Source organism: Phycicoccus sp. Soil748, from assembly GCF_001428025.1.
Lineage (GTDB): Bacteria > Actinomycetota > Actinomycetes > Actinomycetales > Dermatophilaceae > Pedococcus.
Genome location: NZ_LMSC01000007.1, coordinates 411506 through 429850, shown reverse-complemented (window position 1 = coordinate 429850; position 18345 = coordinate 411506). Strand labels below are relative to the sequence as shown.

Annotated in this window: 18 protein-coding genes; 2 read left to right on the top strand and 16 right to left on the bottom strand. The window is 72.9% G+C overall.

The features are described 5' to 3' along the window. Nucleotides 1–30 precede the first annotated feature (30 nt). The 12 genes from ASG70_RS09770 to ASG70_RS09715 all read right to left on the bottom strand — a co-directional run bounded on the left by ASG70_RS09770 (nt 31) and on the right by ASG70_RS09715 (nt 11742). Nucleotides 31–2721 carry a hypothetical protein gene (locus ASG70_RS09770; protein WP_082590428.1) on the bottom strand — a complete coding sequence of 897 codons (2691 nt, stop codon included), beginning with the start codon at nt 2719–2721 and terminating at the stop codon, nt 31–33. 139 nt (nt 2722–2860) lie between these two features. After that, the gene (locus ASG70_RS09765) at nt 2861–3130 is read right to left on the bottom strand and encodes a hypothetical protein (protein ID WP_056883626.1); all 270 of its coding nucleotides are present in this window, start codon (nt 3128–3130) and stop codon (nt 2861–2863) included. A gap of 94 nt (nt 3131–3224) precedes the next feature. Next, a complete protein-coding gene (gene smc / locus ASG70_RS09760) occupies nt 3225–6797 on the bottom strand; it encodes a chromosome segregation protein SMC (RefSeq protein WP_056883625.1) in 3573 nt (1190 codons plus the stop codon). Between the two features lie 190 nt (nt 6798–6987). Beyond that, the gene (locus ASG70_RS09755; RefSeq protein ID WP_082590426.1) at nt 6988–7353 is read right to left on the bottom strand and encodes a chorismate mutase; all 366 of its coding nucleotides are present in this window, start codon (nt 7351–7353) and stop codon (nt 6988–6990) included. Then, on the bottom strand, nt 7350–7577 hold the full coding sequence (locus ASG70_RS09750) for a hypothetical protein (RefSeq protein ID WP_056883624.1): 228 nt from the start codon (nt 7575–7577) through the stop codon (nt 7350–7352). Before ASG70_RS09750 ends, ASG70_RS09755 begins: the two co-directional genes overlap by 4 nt. Before the next feature lie 129 nt (nt 7578–7706). Next, on the bottom strand, nt 7707–8003 hold the full coding sequence (locus ASG70_RS09745; RefSeq protein WP_056884116.1) for an acylphosphatase: 297 nt from the start codon (nt 8001–8003) through the stop codon (nt 7707–7709). A 47-nt stretch (nt 8004–8050) separates the two neighbouring features. After that, on the bottom strand, nt 8051–8920 hold the full coding sequence (mutM, locus tag ASG70_RS09740; RefSeq protein WP_056883623.1) for a bifunctional DNA-formamidopyrimidine glycosylase/DNA-(apurinic or apyrimidinic site) lyase: 870 nt from the start codon (nt 8918–8920) through the stop codon (nt 8051–8053). Next, the gene (gene rnc / locus ASG70_RS09735; RefSeq protein ID WP_200949264.1) at nt 8913–9632 is read right to left on the bottom strand and encodes a ribonuclease III; all 720 of its coding nucleotides are present in this window, start codon (nt 9630–9632) and stop codon (nt 8913–8915) included. The genes mutM and rnc overlap by 8 nt, the downstream gene beginning before the upstream one ends. A 76-nt stretch (nt 9633–9708) precedes the next feature. Beyond that, nucleotides 9709–9903, bottom strand: coding sequence for a 50S ribosomal protein L32 (gene rpmF / locus ASG70_RS09730; RefSeq protein ID WP_056883621.1), 195 nt, complete (start codon nt 9901–9903; stop codon nt 9709–9711). Between the two features lies 1 nt (nt 9904). Next, nucleotides 9905–10501, bottom strand: a complete 597-nt coding sequence (locus tag ASG70_RS09725) for a DUF177 domain-containing protein (RefSeq protein WP_056883620.1) — start codon at nt 10499–10501, stop codon at nt 9905–9907. A 117-nt stretch (nt 10502–10618) separates the two neighbouring features. Then, on the bottom strand, nt 10619–11104 hold the full coding sequence (coaD, locus tag ASG70_RS09720; protein WP_056883619.1) for a pantetheine-phosphate adenylyltransferase: 486 nt from the start codon (nt 11102–11104) through the stop codon (nt 10619–10621). Between the two features lie 86 nt (nt 11105–11190). Next, nucleotides 11191–11742 carry a hemerythrin domain-containing protein gene (locus ASG70_RS09715; RefSeq protein ID WP_056883618.1) on the bottom strand — a complete coding sequence of 184 codons (552 nt, stop codon included), beginning with the start codon at nt 11740–11742 and terminating at the stop codon, nt 11191–11193. Between the two features lie 144 nt (nt 11743–11886). Here ASG70_RS09715 and ASG70_RS09710 point away from each other — a divergent pair, with 144 nt between their 5' ends. After that, complete coding sequence (locus tag ASG70_RS09710; RefSeq protein ID WP_056883617.1) at nt 11887–12183, top strand: hypothetical protein; 297 nt, start codon at nt 11887–11889, stop codon at nt 12181–12183. A 137-nt stretch (nt 12184–12320) separates the two neighbouring features. Here the strand turns inward: ASG70_RS09710 and rsmD are convergent, their stop codons facing one another. The 4 genes from rsmD to ASG70_RS09690 form a co-directional block, all read right to left on the bottom strand. Continuing rightward, nucleotides 12321–12896, bottom strand: a complete 576-nt coding sequence (rsmD, locus tag ASG70_RS09705; protein WP_056883616.1) for a 16S rRNA (guanine(966)-N(2))-methyltransferase RsmD — start codon at nt 12894–12896, stop codon at nt 12321–12323. 73 nt (nt 12897–12969) lie between these two features. Next, a complete protein-coding gene (locus tag ASG70_RS09700) occupies nt 12970–13746 on the bottom strand; it encodes an alpha/beta fold hydrolase (RefSeq protein ID WP_056883615.1) in 777 nt (258 codons plus the stop codon). Nucleotides 13747–13834: 88 nt separating this feature from the next. Next, on the bottom strand, nt 13835–16066 hold the full coding sequence (locus ASG70_RS09695) for an ATP-dependent DNA helicase RecG (RefSeq protein WP_056883614.1): 2232 nt from the start codon (nt 16064–16066) through the stop codon (nt 13835–13837). A gap of 2 nt (nt 16067–16068) precedes the next feature. After that, nucleotides 16069–17757: a DAK2 domain-containing protein gene (locus ASG70_RS09690; RefSeq protein ID WP_056883613.1), complete on the bottom strand. Its 1689-nt coding sequence runs from the start codon at nt 17755–17757 to the stop codon at nt 16069–16071. A 167-nt stretch (nt 17758–17924) separates the two neighbouring features. Here ASG70_RS09690 and rpmB point away from each other — a divergent pair, with 167 nt between their 5' ends. Beyond that, nucleotides 17925–18119, top strand: a complete 195-nt coding sequence (gene rpmB, locus ASG70_RS09685) for a 50S ribosomal protein L28 (protein ID WP_055814433.1) — start codon at nt 17925–17927, stop codon at nt 18117–18119. Nucleotides 18120–18345 lie beyond the last annotated feature (226 nt).

The following is an 18345-nucleotide window of genomic DNA, read 5'->3' as shown; positions in this document are numbered from 1 at the left end:
CGGGGCACCGTGGCCCTGCAGCGTGGATGCCTACGGGAGCGGGATGCTCCACATGCCACGGCCGTGGGTCGCGGCGTAGAGGTTGCCGTCCGGCGCGACCTCGAGGTCCATCACCACCGTGAGCGGCAGGCCCGAGCCGAGCCGCTGCCACGAGGTGGACCCTGCTGCCCGGTAGAAGGCGCCGAGGTCGGTGCCCAGCACGAGCGCACCGTTGGAGAGCCGCTTGACGCTGCTCGCCGGCACGTCGGGCAGGTTGCCGCTGGTGTCGGTCCAGTGCGCGCCACCGTCGGTCGTCTCGTAGAGGTGACCGACGCCGGCACCCGGGCCCTCGGTGAACCTGCGCGAGAAGCCGTTGATCGCCGCGTACGCGTGCTGGCCCTTGGACGTCGGGTCGATGGCCAGGCCCTGCACGAACCGGTTGGGGAACGCGGAGTCCAGGGTCAGCTGGTGCCACGTGCCGCCGGCGTTGGTGGCGATGCCCCGGGTGAACCCGCTGTTGTTGCACGGGCCGCACCACGAGACGTAGGCCGTGCCGTCCTGCATCGACACCGCCGTCGCCGAGTGCCCCGCCCCGAGGTCGAAGACCTTCTTCAGGGCGCTGGAGTCACGGGCCGCCCAGACCTTGGAGGCGGTGTAGACGTACTGGCCGCCGAAGATGGCGTCGTCCGGGTTGCCGCCGTCCAGACCCATGGGGGCGATGAAGCGTGCGTTGGGGTCACCCGGGTCGAGCGACCACGAGGTCGCCGTCGCCGTGCTGGTGGCGCCGGGGTTCGTCGCGCAGTTGTTGGTCACGTAGACCGACAGGTTGGTGTACTCCTGCAGCTGGTTGCAGCCGTTGCGCGGGTCCGCCGCACCGTCACCACCGTCACCACCGAAGTTGGATCCCATCTCGGTGTCGCCGTTGGTCCCGTTCGGGGCGACCTTGCGCAGGTTGGAGACGCCGTTGTCCTGCAGGCCCCCGGAGACGACCACGCCGGTGCCGGACGGGTCCGTGCCGACCGACGAGGAGTAGTACTGCAGCGCGCCGAGGGTGCCGTCGCGCGAGACCGACTCGAGGTCGGTGGCGTTGCCGTTGGCGTTGACCGCGCCGTTGACCGGCCGGCGGTACACGCCACCGTCGTTGCCGAACAGGACCACGGGCTCACCGCCCGACGTGCCGACGGTCACCGAGTGCTGGTCGGGGTGCCCGGCCAAGGGGCAGGTGTTCTTGGCGCTGTCGATGTTCCAGCACGGGAAGTAGAAGTTCCAGTACGGGGAGACGGCCGCCCAGTGCGAACCGGCGTCCTTGGTCTCGAAGACCTCCTCCAGCCCCGCCCACACGTGGTCGGAGTTCGCCGGGTCGACCTGCAGGAACTGGTTGTACCAGGCCTGCACGCCGACGGCGTACCCCTTGCGGTCCAGGGCCGAGCCGCTGTTGTGCAGCTGGGCCGAGTCGGCGATCTTGTTCCACGGGCCGGTGGGAGAGCCCGTCTTGGAGACGAAGATGCCGGCCAGCGAGGACGCAGAGCTGATCTTGCTCGGCTGCTGCACCATCGCGTAGAGGCGGTCACCGGTCTTGCTGAACGCGAACGTCGTGTAGCCCACGTCGCTGCCGTTGGTGATGCCGCCGAGGGTCACCGACAGCTTGTGCCAGCTCGAGGGGCCCTGGGTGAAGTCGTTCGTCTCGTAGAAGCCGTTGTAGGTGTCACCCGAGCGCCACCCGATGGCCGCGACGACGTGCTTGGGGTTCTTCGGGTCCACCGCGACGTCGTTGACGATGTTCTTGTACGCCGCGTCGGTGGCACCGGAGGAGGTGTTGCCGCTCCGGTTCGATCCCGCGGGTACGAGGACCTTGCCCGCGTCGTCCTTGATCTCCGGCATCCACGACATGTTCGGCGCGAAGCCGAACGTCCAGTCACCCTTCGCCGCACCTGCGGCGTGGTACCAGATGCCGCGGTTGGTGGCCGCGAACACCGTCGAGCCCCCGCCCCAGCGCAGCCGGCCGATGGTGGTCGACTCGAGCTCCTTGCCGCCGACCCGGTCGGTGGGCGCGAAGCTGCCCGTCGCGGGGTTGGCGAGGCGGTAGACGCCGGCACCGACGTACGACGTGCCGCCGGTGTTCGCCTCGCCGGTGGAGAACCACAGCGACCCGTCGGAGCCGGCGAGCTGCAGGTCGCCGCCGCTCAGGGAGGGCAGGGCGTCGGCGATCGGCGTCCACGCGCCGCCGCCGGTGGAGGAGCGCCACACGCCGCCGTCGGCACCCGCGGCGTACACGTGGTTGGCCGTGTCGGCCGCCAGGCCAGTGACGCGGCCCGTGACGTAGCCGGCGCCGCCGGAGGAGTTGGAGTAGTAGTCGCGGTAGCGCGGGTCGTCGGCGTTGTAGGGCACCTTGGTGACCTCGTGCCAGGTGCCTCCGGTGGCGGGCAGTGCCTGGATCTGGGTGTAGGCGTTGCCGTAGGCGCCGGGGGCCACGATGCCGGGAGCAGTCCGTGCCTGCGCGAACTGGTCGGCGATGGTCAGGGCCTCCTTCGACTCCTTCTGCGCCTCGCCAGGGTTGCCGCCGGCGATCATGAGGGCCTTCTCCATGACCGCGCCGTTGTAGTGCCGGTCGCGCCACTGGTACTTCAGCCAGGCCTCGTTGAGCTCGTGGCGTCCGAGGAAGCCGGCGGAACCGCCGACGACCAGGGCGAGCCCCACGCCTCCGGCGACGAGCCGGCGGGTGCGGGCAGTGGGGGATCTCATCGTGTTTGTCTCCTCCGACACGGGGGCGGGCCCGGTCGGGCCCGGCCCAGCATCGGCTGAACAGATGAGGACGCCCCATGACACTTGTCACGGGGCGTTCAGTTGGGGGTTCAGTGAACGCCCCCTGACGTGCGTGGGGTCAGCCGGCGCGGTGCCGGCCTGCGTCCTCCGCACTGTCGCGCTGCACGGTCTCGCCCACCTTGTCGCGGGTGGCGCTGATGACGTCGTTCGTCTTCTCCACGGTGGCCTCGAGGGTGGCCTCGGTCTTCTCCTTGACCGACGCCACGATCTCCTCGCCCTGGGGGCTGAGCAGCACGCGGCCCTCCCGACGTGCCGGGACGGCGACGACGGCGACGACGGCGACCGCCAGCCCGACGCACAGCACCATTCCGATGATCAGCGCAACCATGGGTCTAGGGTGCCCTGCCGAGCACGGCTGGCCAAATCGACACCCCGCTCGTGGACACCCGCTGCGCCGGGTCGGACGTCCCGGTGCGCCGGGCTCAGGCGCTCTGCGCAGCGACGTCGCGAATGCGCTGGGAGACCACGGTGGTGACGCCGTCGCCGCGCATGGAGACGCCGTACAGCGCGTCGGCCACCTCCATGGTGCGCTTCTGGTGCGTGATGACGATGAGCTGGCTGGAGTCGCGCAGCTCCTCGAACAGGGTGATGAGGCGGCCGAGGTTGGCGTCGTCGAGCGCCGCCTCGACCTCGTCCATGATGTAGAAGGGGCTGGGGCGCGCCTTGAAGATCGAGACCAGCAGCGCCACGGCCACCAGCGACCGCTCGCCGCCGGACAGGAGCGAGAGCCGCTTGATCTTCTTGCCGGGCGGGCGGGCCTCGACCTCGATGCCGGTGGTGAGCATGTTGGCCGGGTCGGTGAGGGTGAGCCGCCCCTCGCCACCGGGGAAGAGCCGGCCGAAGACCTGCTCGAACTGGGCCGCCGTGTCGTGGTAGGCCTCGGTGAAGACGCGCTCGACCCGCTCGTCGACCTCGCGGACGATGTCGAGCAGGTCGCGCTTGGACTTCTTGAGGTCCTCGAGCTGCTCGGTGAGGAACTTGTGCCGCTCCTCCAGCGCCGCGAACTCCTCCAGCGCCAGCGGGTTGACCCGGCCGAGGGCGTTCAGCGCGCGCTCGGCCTTGCGCAGCCGCTTCTCCTGCACGTCGCGCACAAACGGCGCCGGCTCCGGCTGGGCGTCCGGGTCCTCGTCCGGGCCTGCGATGTGGGGCACGAGCTGGTGCGGGCCGTAGTCCTCCATGAGGACGGCCGGGTCCATACCCAGCTCCTCGACGGCCTTGGCCTGCATGGCCTCGATGCGCAGCCGCTGCTGGGTGCGGGCGACCTCGTCGCGGTGGACGGTGTCGGTGAGCTCGCGCAGCTCGTCCTGCAGGGTGCTGACCTCGCGCCGGACCTGCGCCAGCGCCTGGTCGCGCTCGGTCCGCGCGGTCTCCGCCGCCGCCCGCTGCTTGGCGGCGGTGTCGAGCGTCCCCGCCACGAGCGAGACCGCGTAGGCAGCCCCTCGACGGACCGCCTCGGCCACCGCGGCCTCGCGCTTGCGGCGCTCCTGGCGTGCGGCGAGCCGCTGCCGTGCGGCCAGCTCGTTGCGCGCGGCACCCTCGAGGGAGTCGGCGCGGCCCTTGAGGGCGCGGGCGCGCTCCTCCTTCGTACGCAGCGTGAGCCGCAGCTCGGTCTCGGTCGCCCGGCCGCGGCTGGCCTCGGCCTCGAGGCGGTCGCGCTCGTCGGTGCTCGGGTCCTGGGCCTCGGTGGGCTCGGCGCTCGCCTCGTCGAGGCGCTCGGTCAGCGCGGCCAGCTCGGCCCGGTCGGCCTCCAGCGCCGTCGTGGCGTCGGCGATGCTGCGCTCCGTGCGCTCGGACTCGGCCTTGGCCGCCCGGACCGTGGCACCGAGGTGCCCGAGCCGCTCGGCGACCGCTGCCATCTTCGCGTCGGAGTCGTGCAGCGCCTCGAGCGCGGCCTCGACCTCCTCGGTCGCAGCCCGGTGGCGCTCCTGCGCGCTGGTGAGCGCGAACCGCGCCTGCTCGCCCCGGCGGGTGGCGTCGGCGACGCGGTCGCGGGTCTCGTCGACCGCGGACTGGATCTCGATGAGGCTGGGGGCGTGGCTGCTGCCACCGCGCACGAACCCGGGGGCGAAGACGTCTCCGTCGGCCGTGACGGCGGTGATGCCCTCGCCGCGGGCGACGAGGGCTGCGGCGAGCGCCGGGTCGGACACCAGGGCGACGCGGTCGAGCAGCTGCTCGACCGCAGGCCGCACCGTGGCCGGAGCCTGCACGACCTCGCGCGCCCAGACCGCCGAGCCCTCGAGCTGCGGCCAGCCGGCGGGGTCGCTCGAGCTCGCGGTCTGGCCCACGAGGAACGCGGCTCGGCCGGCGTCGTCCTCGCGCAGCGTCACCAGGGCGCTGGCGGCGTGGTCGACGGACTCCACCGCGAGCGCGTCCCCGGCCCAGCCCAGGGCCGCGGCGATGGCGGCCTCGTGACCGCCCTGGACCTGCAGCAGCGAGGCGACCGAGCCGACGATGCCGTGCCGCGTGTCGGCGGCCGCGAGGAGCGTCGCCGCTCCGTCCTTGCGAGACAGGCTGAGCTCGAGCGCCTCGAGCCGGGCGGCGGAGGCGGTGCGGTCGCGCTCGGCGGATCGCTCGGCCTCGCGGTGCTTCTCGACCTCGGCCTCGGCCTGCTCGAGGACGGCCGCGGCCTTCTCGTAGGCGCTGTCGAGGCCCTCCTCGCCCTCCTCGTCGACGGCCACGGACGCCTCGAGCCTGGTGAACTCCTGCTCCGCCGCGGCGGCGCGCTCGAGCGACTGGGCGACGATGCCCCGCAGGCGGCCGATCTCGGCCTCGCCGGCCTCGATGCGGCTGCGGCGGGCACCGACCTGGCCGGCGAGCTTCGCCAGCCCCTCGCGGCGGTCGGCCGCGGCGCGCACGAGGCGCTGGAGGCGCTGCTGCTCCGCGGCATACGCCTGCTCAGCCTCGGTGCGGGCGGCGACGGCGGCCTCCAGCCGGGCGGAGGCCTCGCGCACCTCGGCGAGCAGCGACTCCTCCTGGCGTCGAGCCTCGGCGGCCTGCGCCTTGAGCTCCTCGGGGTCGCGGCCGGTGGTCTGCTCGTCCTGGCTGTCCTGGCTCAGCAGCCGGACGCGCTCGGCGGCGAGCGACTCGGTGGAGGACAGCTTGTCGCGCAGCTGCTGGAGGCTGAACCAGCGCTCCTGCGCGCGGGTGAGCTCGGGCGCGGCGTCCTGCGCCTGCTGCTCGAGGGTGGCGAGGCGGCTGCGCAGCGTGGTCAGCCCCTCCTCGACCTCGGTGCGCTTCGCGATGAGGGCCGACTCGTCGGCGACCTCCTGCTCGAGGGTGGAGGTGAGCTGGACGAGGTCGTCGGCGAGCAGGCGCAGGCGCGCGTCGCGGGCGTCGGCCTGGATGACGGCGGCCCTGCGGGCTGCCTCGGCCTGGCGGCCGAGCGGGCCGAGCTGGCGGCGGATCTCGCCGGTGAGGTCGTTGACCCGGGTGAGGTTGGCCTCCATCGACTCCAGCTTGCGCAGCGCCTTCTCCTTGCGCTTGCGGTGCTTGAGGACCCCGGCGGCCTCCTCGATGAAGCCCCGGCGCTCCTCGGGCGTCGCGCGCAGCACGGCGTCGAGCTGGCCCTGTCCGACGATGACGTGCATCTCGCGGCCGATGCCGGAGTCCGAGAGCAGTTCCTGCACGTCGAGCAGGCGGCAGGAGGTGCCGTTGATGGCGTACTCGGAGCCACCGTTGCGGAACATCGTCCGCGCGATCGTGACCTCGGTGTAGTCGATCGGCAGCGCACCGTCGGAGTTGTCGATGGTCAGGGCCACCTCGGCGCGACCGAGCGGCGCGCGGCCGGCGGTGCCGGCGAAGATGACGTCCTCCATCTTGCCGCCGCGCAGGCTCTTGGCGCCCTGCTCCCCCATGACCCAGGCGAGCGCGTCGACGACGTTGGACTTGCCGGAGCCGTTGGGGCCGACGATGCAGGTGATGCCGGGCTCGAGGCGCATCGTGGTCGCCGAGGCGAAGGACTTGAAGCCCTTCAGGGTCAGGCTCTTGACGTACATGCCTTGGAGGTCGTCTCTCGTCGGGTGGTCCGGATCGCGCTCACTGTACCGGCGCGCCCGTGGCGCCCCGGGGTGCGCGCGGGCCGCCACGCCGGGTCGGCCCGGCGATCAGGGACAGGTGTGGCTGGTGTGACGGCAGTGCCGGTGAACGCCATCGAGGAGCACCGACGAGCCCCGCGTCGGCTCCGCCTCAGTCGCGGGCGATGGCCTCGTGGTGGTGGATGACCTCCGCGATGACGAAGTTGAGGAACTTCTCCGCGAACGTCGGGTCGAGCCCCGCGGCGTCGGCGAGCTCACGCAGCCTCGCGACCTGGACCTCCTCGCGCGCCGGGTCCGCAGGCGGCATACCCTCCCGCGCCTTGAGCTCCCCCACCCGCTGGGTGCACTTGAAGCGCTCGGCGAGCAGGTGGATGAGGGCGGCGTCGATGTTGTCGATGCTCGCGCGCAGGCGCTGCAGGTCGGCCGTCGCGGTGTCGGACGGGGTGGCCGACGGGGTGGGACGGGTGAGTGGGGTCGGACCGGGCTCCTGGGCGAAGGGCTGTGCGGGCTGGGTCACCCGGCAATCGTAGGCGCGCCCGCGCCGACGACGTCCGGCCGTCTCAGATCCTCCGCGAGCTCCTCGGGCAGGTCCTCCCTGAGGTCCTCGCGCAGCTGGTCGTTGTCCCGTTGGAGGCGGTCGACCAGGTGCTCCAGGTCGGCGACGCGGCGGCGCAGCTCCAGGGCTTCGTGCATGAGTCGCTGGTCGTAGGCGACGCGGTAGCCGACGAGGGCCTTGGCCATGATGTCTCCTCGGGGACGACTCTCGGTCGTGAGATGTCGTCGAGATGCCGGTAGGGGGCCGTCTCTCAGGGTGACATCCAGCCCACGCCGGGTCAATGGACGCACCTCGTCACTGCTGTGGTCCGGCGCCTACTTCTCCACGAACCCCGTCACGCCGTCACGCGGCGCACCCCAGGCCGTGACGCAGACCTCGACGTCGCCGGGCCGCAGGTGCTGGCTCGGCTTCTCCTCCAGCAGCTCCACGAAATCGCGCAGCTGGTCGGGGTCGCCCTGGGCCACGATCTCCACGCGGCCGTCGGTGGCGTTGCGGGCGTGGCCGACGAGGCCGCGCTCAAGGGCCCGGGCGCGCACCCACCAGCGGAAACCGACGCCCTGGACCCGGCCGTGCACCCACACGACCGCCCTGGCTGGTCCTTCTCGATCCATCTGCACCACCCTCTCCCTCCTGTTGTACAACCGCGGAGGGGCCGCTGTCAGCCGCGACGGGCCCGCGGGCGGGGCTGGCAGCGCGGGCACGAGTACGACGACCGGTTCATGAACGCCTCGCGGCGGATGGGGGTGCCGCACCGGTCGCAGGGACGCCCCTCCTGCCCGTAGGCGTGCAGCGAGCGGTCGAAGTAGCCGGAGGCGCCATTGACGTTGACGTAGAGGGCGTCGAAGCTCGTGCCGCCCTGCCCCAGTGCCTCGAGCATCACCTCCCGGGCGTGGTCCAGCACCCGGGCCAGCGTCGGCCGGGTCAGGGCGGAGCACAACCGGCCGCCGTGGACCTGTGCCCGCCACAGGGCCTCGTCGGCGTAGATGTTGCCGACGCCCGAGACCAGCGTCTGGTCGAGCAGAGCCCGCTTGACGGCGACGTCCTTGGCCTTCATCCGGCGGACGACGGCAGCCTGGTCGTAGCCGCCCTCGAGCGGGTCCGGGGCGATGTGGGCCACCGGCTCGGGGACGTCGTCGGGCGTCAGCTCGGCCAGGGCCATGCCGCCGAACGTGCGCTGGTCGACGAACCTCAGCTGCGGCCCGTCGTCGGCGAAGTCCACCACCGCGTGCAGGTGCTTCTCCCGCGGGGCGTCCGCCTGCTCGACGAGGAGCTGCCCGCTCATGCCGAGGTGGGTCACGAGCCCCTGGCGGGAGCCGTCGGCCGCCGACAGGACCAGCCAGAGGTACTTGCCGCGGCGACGGGCGTCCTCGACGTGGTTGCCGGCGAGGCGGTCGGCGAGGTCCTGCGGCCCGGGCAGGTGGCGTCGCGCGACCCGGGTGCCGAAGAACTCGGCGCGCTCGATGGTGCGCCCGACGACGTGGTCGGCGAGGCCGCGGCGGACGACCTCGACCTCAGGCAGCTCAGGCACTCGCCGTACCGGCCCCGTCCTCCTGCGGGGTGAGCCTGGCGGCGCGGGCCGTGAGGGCGCGCCAGGCCAGCTCGGCGGCCTTCTGCTCTGCTTCCTTCTTGGAGCGGCCGGTGCCGGTGCCGAGGACCTCGTCGCCCACGACCGCTCGCGCGTGGAACGTCTTCTCGTGGTCCGGGCCCTCCTCGTCCACCTGGTACTCGGGGACGCCGGAGGACGTGGCCGCGGACAGCTCCTGCAGGCTCGTCTTCCAGTCCAGGCCGGCGCCGAGGGTGGCGCTCTGGGCCATCAGCGGGTCGAGCAGGTGGTGCACGAACGTCGCCGCGGCCTCCATGCCGGCCGAGAGGTAGACGGTGCCGATGACCGCCTCCATCGTGTCGGCGAGGATCGAGGCCTTGTCGCGGCCGCCGGTGCTCTCCTCGCCCCGGCCGAGCATGACCTGGTCGCCCAGCCCGATGGTGCGGGCCACCTCGGCGAGCGCGCGCATGTTGACGACCGCAGCCCGCAGCTTGGCCAGCTGGCCCTCGGGCAGGTCGGGGTGCGTGGCGTAGAGGGTGTCGGTGACGACGAGGCCCAGCACCGAGTCGCCGAGGAACTCGAGGCGCTCGTTGTTGGGCAGCCCACCGTTCTCGTACGCGTACGAGCGGTGGGTCAGGGCACGCTGGAGCAGCGGCTCGTCGATCGGCGCCTGCACCACCTCGGTGAGGTGCTGCAGGAACTCGTCGACGGGCCGCTGCGTCGCGCTGCCCCCGGTAGGAGTCGGAGTGGAGCTCACGCGGTGGTCAGACCGGTCAGCCCTGGTGCTCGGTGCGCTCGGCGGTCGTGTAGTGACGGCCCTTGTAGGTGCCGCACGACGGGCACGCGAGGTGCGGCTGCGTCGGGGCCTTGCACTGGGGGCACGTGGTGAGCGTGGTCGCCGTCGTCTTCCAGTTCGCGCGACGCGAACGGGTGTTGGAGCGCGACGTCTTCCGCTTCGGGACAGCCACGTCAGTTCCTCTTCTCTTCGATGGTGCTCGGGGTGGTGGTGCTGGCGTCGGCGGACAGCGCGGAGAGCGCGGACCACCGGGGGTCGATCACGTCGTGCTGGTGGTCGGGATCGTCGGCCAGGCGCGCTCCGCACTCGGAGCACAGACCCGGACAGTCCTCCCGGCACACCGGCTGGAACGGCAGTGCTGGCACCACCGTGTCCAGGAGCACGGGCTCGAGGTCGAACAGGTCGCCCTCGAGGGTGTGCTCCTCGGTCTCGTCGTCGTCCGCCCCCACCTCGCGGTGGTGGGCGGCACGGTCGGCGTAGGCGAACAGCTCCTGGAAGTGCCCGTCCACCTCGTGGGTGACCGGGTCCAGGCACCGCACGCAGGCGCCGGTTGCCGTGGCGTGGACCGAACCGGTGACCAGCACGCCCTCGACCACGGACTCGAGCCGCAGCTCGATCTCCATCGGGGCGCCCTGCGGCACCGCGATGACCTCCGTGCCGAAGTCGGCAGGTGCCTCGACCGTGCGCTGGACCCGCACCATGGAACCGGGTCGCCGACCGAGGTCCGTGGTGTCGAAGACCAGCGGCGATCGGGGGTTGAGGTGTTCCATGGCTCCAGCGCAGTCGAGTGGTTCGGTCCGTACCTCGGGCGAGGACGTAGACCGACGCACGAGGTTACCGGAGCGCGGCGCACTCCCCAAATGCGCGGGGTACGGCGTCGGTGCCGGTCAGCGCGGGGTGAGGCGGGCGGCCAGCTCGTCGCGCACCCGGTCGGTGACCAGGCCGCTGACGTCACCGCCGTACCGGGCCACCTCCTTGACCAGCGAGCTCGACACGTGGGCGAGGCTGGGCTCACCAGGCAGGAACACCGTCTCGACACCGGTGAGGTGCCGGTTCATCAGGGCCATGGGGAGCTCGTAGGCGAAGTCGGTGTCGCTGCGCAGGCCCTTGACGACCACGTCGGCCCCGACCTCCCGGCAGACGTCGACGAGCAGCCGGCCGCCGAACACCTCGACGCTCACCCCGGGCAGGTCACCGAGCGCGTCCTCGATGAGCGCCCGGCGCTCGTCAGGGGTGAAGACCCCCTGCTTGGCCGGGTTGTGCAGGACGGCCACGACCACCTCGTCGAAGAGCGAGGCCGCGCGCCGGATGGCGTCGACGTGACCGAGCGTCACCGGGTCGTAGGAGCCGGGGCACACACACCGTCTGGTCACAGCGGCACGCTAGCAGCGGCGCAGCCCCGGCTCCCTCACCTCAGGCCTGACCTCGCGCGCGACCTCACGGCGAGGTCAGGCCGGGGTCACTCGTCGTCGTCAGCCGGCAGCAGGCCCTCCTTGTGGGCCTTGGCGACGATGGAGCGGACGTTGTCGATCGAGCCGGCATCCGCGTCGAGGAGACGGTTGCGCTCGGTCGCCCACTTCTCGCCGAGGTCGGCGCGGACCTCGTCCGAGACGTCGGTGCGGGCGGGGTTGAGGATGGTCTGCTCCTCCTCGCCGATGTGGTGGTTGAGCGCCGTCGCCAGGTCCTCGACGGCGTCGTCGAACTTCTGGGTGTCGGTCCCCTTGCACTCCAGCAGCGCGAGCAGGGCCTCGTTGCCCTCGGCGTGCTCCTCCTCGCCGTGCTCGGCCTCGTGCTCGGTGATGGCGTCCTTGCGCTCGAGGTTCGGGTAGACCTTCGACTCCTCGGCCTCGCCGTGGGCGATGAGCACGGCGGACAGCGCTGCGCGGGCGGCCTCGCGGTCGGCGGTGGCGTCGCGCAGGTCGCGCAGGAGGGACTCGAACAGGCGGTGGTCCTCGAGGATGAGCTCGACGACGTCACCGGAGGTGGGGCGGGGGATCTCGTAGTCCGTCATGGCGACACCCTCTCTCACCTGCGGTGTCTGCACACTTCCGGGGGCGGCGCGCGACCAGGTCCCACCCACCGGACGCCCGGTTTGCGTCGTCCCGGCAGGCTGCGTGACGGTGGAGGGGTCCTGACCTCTAGGGAAGAGAGAGCAATGCTCACCCTCACCGAGAACGCCAGCACGATCGTCAAGACCCTGGTCGACCAGACCGAGCCCGGTGACGACGCCGGTCTGCGCTTCAGCCAGGAGGACCCGTCCGCGGGTGCCCTCACCGTCGCCACGGCCGGGGAGGCCCAGCCGGGAGACGCCGTCGTCGAGCACGACGGCGCGAAGGTCTTCCTCGACGAGACCGCCGCCGTCGCCCTCAGCGACCAGGTGCTCGACGCCAGCGTGGACCAGGCAGGGGCGGTGCAGTTCAGCATCATCCCGTCGGCGGCGCCGACGACCTGACGACCGCGGCCCGTGTGGAGACCCGGACGAGGGTCTGCCCGCGGGCACCGCACGGCGAGGGCCCGGACCACCACGGTGGTCCGGGCCCTCGCACGTCCAGAGCGACTCCTGCGGCGACGGTCAAGGCCGTCGGCCCGTCAGGCCGTCTCCTCCGGGACCTGCGGCCCAGCGAACCAGATGCGCGTCTCGCCGTAACGCCGCTCCCCCTCGCACTCCCACGCCGCCGGCCAGCGCGGCTCCGGCGAGCGCGACGACCGCTCCACGACCACGAGCGCGTCCGGGGTCAGCCAACGGTGCTCGGCGAGCAGTGCGAGGTCACCGGCGAGGTCGTCCTCCGACAGCGCGTAGGGAGGGTCGCTGAACACCAGCCCGTACGGCGCCGCCGGGGCCGTGGCGAGCACCTTGGCGACCGGAGCACGGCGGACGACGGCCCCGGGCAGGTCGAGGGCGCGGACGTTCGCCTCGGTCACCTTCGCCGCTGCCTGGTCGGCCTCGACGAGCAGGACGTCTGTGGCGCCACGGCTGAGCGCCTCGAGCCCCAGGGCGCCGGAACCGGCGTAGAGGTCGAGCACCCGGACGCCGGCAAGCACCTCGAGGTGCTCGAGCCGCGAGAACAGGGCCTCGCGGACGCGGTCGCTGGTCGGGCGCGTGCCCGCACCCGGCGGTGTCGCCAGCCGCAGCCCGCCGGCTCGTCCACTGATGATCCGCGTCACCGCGGCAACGTAGCAGCGCGGAGGGGCTGGACGGTGCGCGTCCCGGGCGCGGCCGGCACCCGTGCGAGTGGGGTCAGGGCTGGTGCACGGCGGGGTCGTCGCGCAGGACGTCGAGCAGCAGCGCGAGCACGGCGTCCGGCCGCTCCAACGACGGGAGGTGGCCGGCCCAGCCGAGCTCGACCGCCTCGGCCCCCGCGACCTCCTGCGCGATCACGGCGGCGGTCTGACGGAAGAGCTCGAGGTCCTTGGCCCCCGAGACCACCAGGGTCGGCACCGCGATGCCCGACAGGTCGACCTCGACCCGCCGCGGCTGCGGGCCCGGCTCACGCGCGTCGGCCTCGAGCTGCACCTCGAACGCGTGCCGCTGCATCTGCGCCACCCGGTCGCGGGTCGCGTCGTCGGCGTCCGGGCCCAGCCAGGTGCGGACGTTGAGCGCGACCGCCCCGTCGACGTCGCCGCCCTCGAGCAGGCGGTCCTCCTCCTCGCCGTACGCCGCAGCGTCCGGGGTGGGCTCGACTCCGCGCAGCGCGGAGCACAGCAGGACCAGCGACGACACCCGACCGGGGTGGAGCGTGGCGAGCTCGAGAGCCACCCGGCCGCCGAACGACGACCCGACCACGGCCGCGTCGGCGATGCCGAGGTGGTCCAGTAGCTCGTCGAGGTCGTCGGCGTCGGCGTACTCCCCCGACGGCAGCGGCGAGTCGCCGTAGCCGCGGAAGTCGGGCCGCACCACCCGGAAGCTGTGGCTCAGGGCGGGCACGAGCGCGTCCCACATGCGGCGGTCGGTGACACCGGAGTGCAGCAGCAGGACGGCGGGACCCGTCCCCTGGTCGTCATGGGCGAGCAGCATGCGGCCCACCCTAGGACCGCGGCGGCGGCCGGTCGCCACGTTTTCCGGCCCGCGCAGGCCGGTCGGCAACCTCGGCGCCGTGACGGTGTCAGCCGCGCTCGAGGAAGGCGGCCTGCTCCTCGTCCACGCGCTCGTCCACCGCGGCCGCGAGCACCGGGTGCTCGGTGAGCTCGGGGTCTGCGGCCACCAGGGCGGCCGCGTCGTCACGCGCCTGCAGGATGACCTCCTCGTCGCGCACGAGCGACAGGAACCGGAAGCTGCCCCGGCCCATCGCGCGACCCGACCGGCCGCCACCGCTCTGCCTGCCGCTGAGCACGTCACCGGTCCCCCGCAGCTCGAGGTCGAGCCGCGCGAGCTCGAACCCGTCACTCGTGCCGGCGACCGCCTCGAGCCGCTCCACCGACGACTCGGCGTCGGACGACGTCATGAGCAGGCAGAGCCCTGCGTGCTCCCCACGCCCGACACGGCCACGGAGCTGGTGCAGCTGGGAGACCCCGAAGCGGTCGGCGTCGACCACCACCATGACGGTGGCGTTGGGCACGTCGACCCCGACCTCGATGACCGTGGTCGACACCAGGACGTCGACCTCGCCGCGGGTGAACGCCAGCATCACGGCGTCCTTGTCCTCCGGGGCCATCCGGCCGTGCAGGACGGCGATGGTGAGGCCGGCGAGGGCCGGGTTGTCGCGCAGCACGGCCTCCACGGCATACACGCTCGCGAGCTCCTTGGGCGCGGCGGCCGGGGCTGTCTCGTCGTCGTCGGAGGGGGCCACCACGGCGGCGACCTCCTCGTCGTCGGCCGACACGGCGCTGCCCGCAGAGCCCGTGCCGTCGTCGCCGATCCGGGGGCACACGACGTACGCCTGGCGGCCGGCGCGCACCTCCTCCGCGACGCGCTCCCAGGTGCGCTGCACCCAGGCGGCGCGCTCGGCCGGCACGACGTGGGTGGTGATCGGCGAGCGGCCCCGTGGCAGCTCGGAGAGGGTCGACGTCTCCATGTCGCCGAACACGGTCATGGTGACGGTGCGCGGGATCGGCGTGGCCGTCATGACCAGCACGTGCGGAGGCTGGGATCCCTTCTCGCGCAACGCATCCCGCTGCTCGACGCCGAACCGGTGCTGCTCGTCGACGACGACCAGGGCGAGGTCCTGGAACTGCACCTTGTCCTGGATGAGGGCATGGGTGCCGATCACGATTCCCGCGTCGCCGCTCGCGGCAGCGAGGAGGTTCTCGCGGCGGGCCGCGGTGGACTGGCTGCCGGTGAGCAGGGCCACGCGGGTGCCGATGGCGCTGCCGCCGAGCATCCCGCTCTCCGCGAGGTCGCCGAGCATCGTGGTGATCGAGCGGTGGTGCTGGGCCGCGAGGACCTCGGTGGGCGCGAGCAGCGCCGCCTGCCCACCCGAGTCGACGGCGGCCAGCATGGCCCGCAGCGCGATGACCGTCTTGCCCGAGCCGACCTCGCCCTGCAGCAGGCGGTTCATGGGCACGTCCTGGGCCATCTCCCGGGCGAGCGTCTCGCCGACCTCGCGCTGCCCGGCCGTGAGCTCGAACGGCAGCCGGGCGTCGAACGCCGCGAGCAGCCCACCCTCCCGCGGCGTGCGACCGGTCGTGCGGTCGGCCGCGCGCCGGGCACGCTGCCGGGCCAGCAGCACCTGGAAGACCAGGGCCTCCTCGTAGCGCAGGCGGTGCCTGGCCCGCTGCACCTCGGGGTATGCCGCAGGGACGTGGATCCCGCGCAGCGCCTGGAGCCGCCCCGGCAGCCCGTGTCGTGAGCGCAGGGTGGCGGGGACCGGCTCGGGCACGTCCTCGAGCTGGTCGAGGACGATGCGGACGCACTCGGCGACGGACCAGTTCTGCAGCCCCTTCACCTGGAGGTAGACGGGGATCGGCCCGCGCTCGGTCGCCGCAGCGCCGAGGCCGCCCTCGACGACCTGGTAGGCGGGGTGGGTCAGCTGCCAGCGGCCGCGGTACATCCCGACCTCACCGGCGAAGACCGCGCGCACGCCGGGGACGAGCGCGTCCTTGTGCCCCCACGCCTTGAAGAACGCGAGGTCCACGTCGTTGCGACCGTCGGTGATGGTGACGTTGAGCATCTCCCCGCGACGCTTCTGCATGCGCCGGGTGACGGCTGTCTTCACCTCCGCCACGGCGACGACGTACTTGCCGACGTGCAGGTCGGACAGGTCGGAGGTGTGCTCGAGGTAGCGCCGCGGCCAGAACTCCAGCAGGTCGCCCACGGTGTGCAGGTCGCGGTGCTTGGCCAGGGTGCCGGCGGTGCGCGCCCCCAGGAGCTTGTCGAGCTTGGTGCCCTCGTCGACCACGCCTACTCGACTCCCAGCAGGAGGGGATAGTGCGGCTGGCCGCCGTCGATGAGGGTGACGGTCACGTCGCGGTGGTGGCGCTCGACCCGCTGGCCGAGGTCGGCGACGAGCCCGTCGGGCGCCTGCCCGCCGCCGATGACGGTGACGAGCTCGCCACCGCTGGACAGCAGGCGCGCGACCACCTCGAGGGCCACCTCGGCGAGGTCGGTGCCCACGACGACCACGTCTCCCCCGACGGCGCCGAGGACGTCCCCCTCCTCGCAGGGCCCGGCACTGGTGAGGGCCTGCTTGCTCGCGACCGCGACGGCCCCGTGCCGCGTGGCGGCCGCGGCGTGGCTCATCTCCGCGGCGTTGCGGGCGACCCCTGCCGAGGCGTCGAACACCGCGAACGCGGCCAGTCCCTGCACCGCGGTCCGCGAGCGCACGAGGTGGACGTCGAGGCCGTCCTGCTCGGCGGCGCTGGCCGCGGCCTGGGCCGCGAGCTCGGTGTCGCGGTCGTTGGGCAGCAGGATCACCGAGAGCGTGTGACACGCGCGGATGGCGTCGAGCAGCTGGCCGGCCGAGGCGCGCTGACCGGGCCCGCTGGTGACCACGACCGCGCCGGCCTCCTCGAACACCGCGGCCAGGCCCGGGCCCGCGGCGCAGGCGACGACCCCGACCCCGCTCGAGGGCTGGCGGTGCGACGCCTGGTCGGCGAAGTGGGTCACGCGGACGCGGTAGGGGCGGCCGGCGTCGAGCCCCGCCTCGATGGCGGCGCCGACGTCGTCCACGTGCACGTGGACGTTCCACAGGTCCGGGCCGCCCACGACCAGGAGCGAGTCCCCCAGCCCGTCGAGCACCGTACGCAGCGTGGCTGCGCGCTCCTCGTCGCTGTCGCGCAGCAGGTACATCACCTCGTACCCGGGCCCGCCGTCGGTCCCGTCGGCCAGGCTGGCGGGTGGCCCGCCGTGGTGCCCGGTGGGCTCGACGACCCCACCGTGGCTGCTCCAGCCCTCGCGGCGGCGCATGGAGGGGTCCTCGGCAAACGGCTCCATGCGCTCGCCCACGTGGGCCCCGTCCTGGTGCACCACCCGCGCGAGCGCCTCGAGCAGCAGGAGGTACCCGGCGGCGCCGGCGTCGACCACGCCGGCCCGGGTGAGGGCCGGCAGCTGCTCGGTGGTCGCACGCAGCGCGTCGGTCGCGGCGTCGAGGGCCGCCTCCACCACGGCGGCCAGGCCCCGGCACACGGCGGACCCACCGGCGCCGGCGGCAGCCTTCGCCACCGTCAGGATGGTGCCCTCCTCGGGCCGGGTGACGCTCGCGTAGGCACGGCGGCTCGCCCGCGCAAGCCCGTCGGCGACGACCTCGGCACCCACCTCTGGCAGGCCGCTGTCGGCGATCGCCTCGGCGAACCCCCGGACGAGCTGGCTGAGGATGACGCCCGAGTTGCCCCGCGCCGTCAGCAGCATCGCGCGCGAGAGCGCCGTGCACTCCTGCTCCAGCGTCGCGGTGCCGAGGATGCCGGCGGCCTCGTGCTCGGTCCGGACGGAGTCGAGCGCGGCGTCGAGGGTGAGGTAGAGGTTGGTGCCGGTGTCGCCGTCGGGCACGGGGAAGACGTTGAGCGCGTCGATCTCCGCCCTGCGCGCGGCGAACGCCGCCCGGGTGAGCACGGCCCACCGCCGCGCATCCACGGCGGAGAGGGCTTCGAGCACGGTGGCAGGCTAGTGCCCACCGACGTCAGCGGACCCGTTTTGGTCGCAGCACCCCTCCTCGGCTACTCTTGACCGGTTCCCGTGGACCGTGTTGGTGCTGGCCTGTGCCCGCGCCCGGACCACTGCGGGGATCCAAGTCTTGTCACATCGAATTCAGGAGAACACCCGTGGCTGCCAACTGCGACGTCTGCGGCAAGGGACCGAGCTTCGGTCACAACATCTCGCACTCGCACCGCCGCACCAAGCGTCGTTGGAACCCCAACATCCAGCGCGTCAAGGCGCTGGTGGGCGACGCAGGTGTGACCCCGAAGCGTCTCAACGTCTGCACCTCGTGCCTCAAGGCCGGCAAGGTCAAGCGCTGACCCTGCCCCACCGGCACTGACCGAAGCCGACCTCCCCTCGCGGGACGGTCGGCTTCGTCGTTCCCAGGTACGGCGCCGACGCCGCGCCATACCCAGTCCCCTCCCCGCCCTCTCCCCGTCCCTCCCCTCCCCGCCCTCTCCTGACATTTGGGGGCATGAGGGTGAGCAGTGGTTCACCCTGCTGCCCCCAAATGCGAAGGGGGGCGGGGGGCAGAGGGCGGGCTTT

Bases quoted from the DNA above. Each gene is read 5' to 3' on its own strand.
- ASG70_RS09770 (WP_082590428.1), bottom strand. From the start codon at position 2,721: ATGAGATCCCCCACTGCCCGCACCCGCCGGCTCGTCGCCGGAGGCGTG.
- ASG70_RS09765 (WP_056883626.1), bottom strand. From the start codon at position 3,130: ATGGTTGCGCTGATCATCGGAATGGTGCTGTGCGTCGGGCTGGCGGTC.
- smc (WP_056883625.1), bottom strand. From the start codon at position 6,797: ATGTACGTCAAGAGCCTGACCCTGAAGGGCTTCAAGTCCTTCGCCTCG.
- ASG70_RS09750 (WP_056883624.1), bottom strand. From the start codon at position 7,577: ATGGCCAAGGCCCTCGTCGGCTACCGCGTCGCCTACGACCAGCGACTC.
- ASG70_RS09745 (WP_056884116.1), bottom strand. From the start codon at position 8,003: ATGGATCGAGAAGGACCAGCCAGGGCGGTCGTGTGGGTGCACGGCCGG.
- ASG70_RS09725 (WP_056883620.1), bottom strand. From the start codon at position 10,501: ATGGAACACCTCAACCCCCGATCGCCGCTGGTCTTCGACACCACGGAC.
- ASG70_RS09715 (WP_056883618.1), bottom strand. From the start codon at position 11,742: ATGACGGACTACGAGATCCCCCGCCCCACCTCCGGTGACGTCGTCGAG.
- ASG70_RS09710 (WP_056883617.1), top strand. From the start codon at position 11,887: ATGCTCACCCTCACCGAGAACGCCAGCACGATCGTCAAGACCCTGGTC.
- ASG70_RS09700 (WP_056883615.1), bottom strand. From the start codon at position 13,746: ATGCTGCTCGCCCATGACGACCAGGGGACGGGTCCCGCCGTCCTGCTG.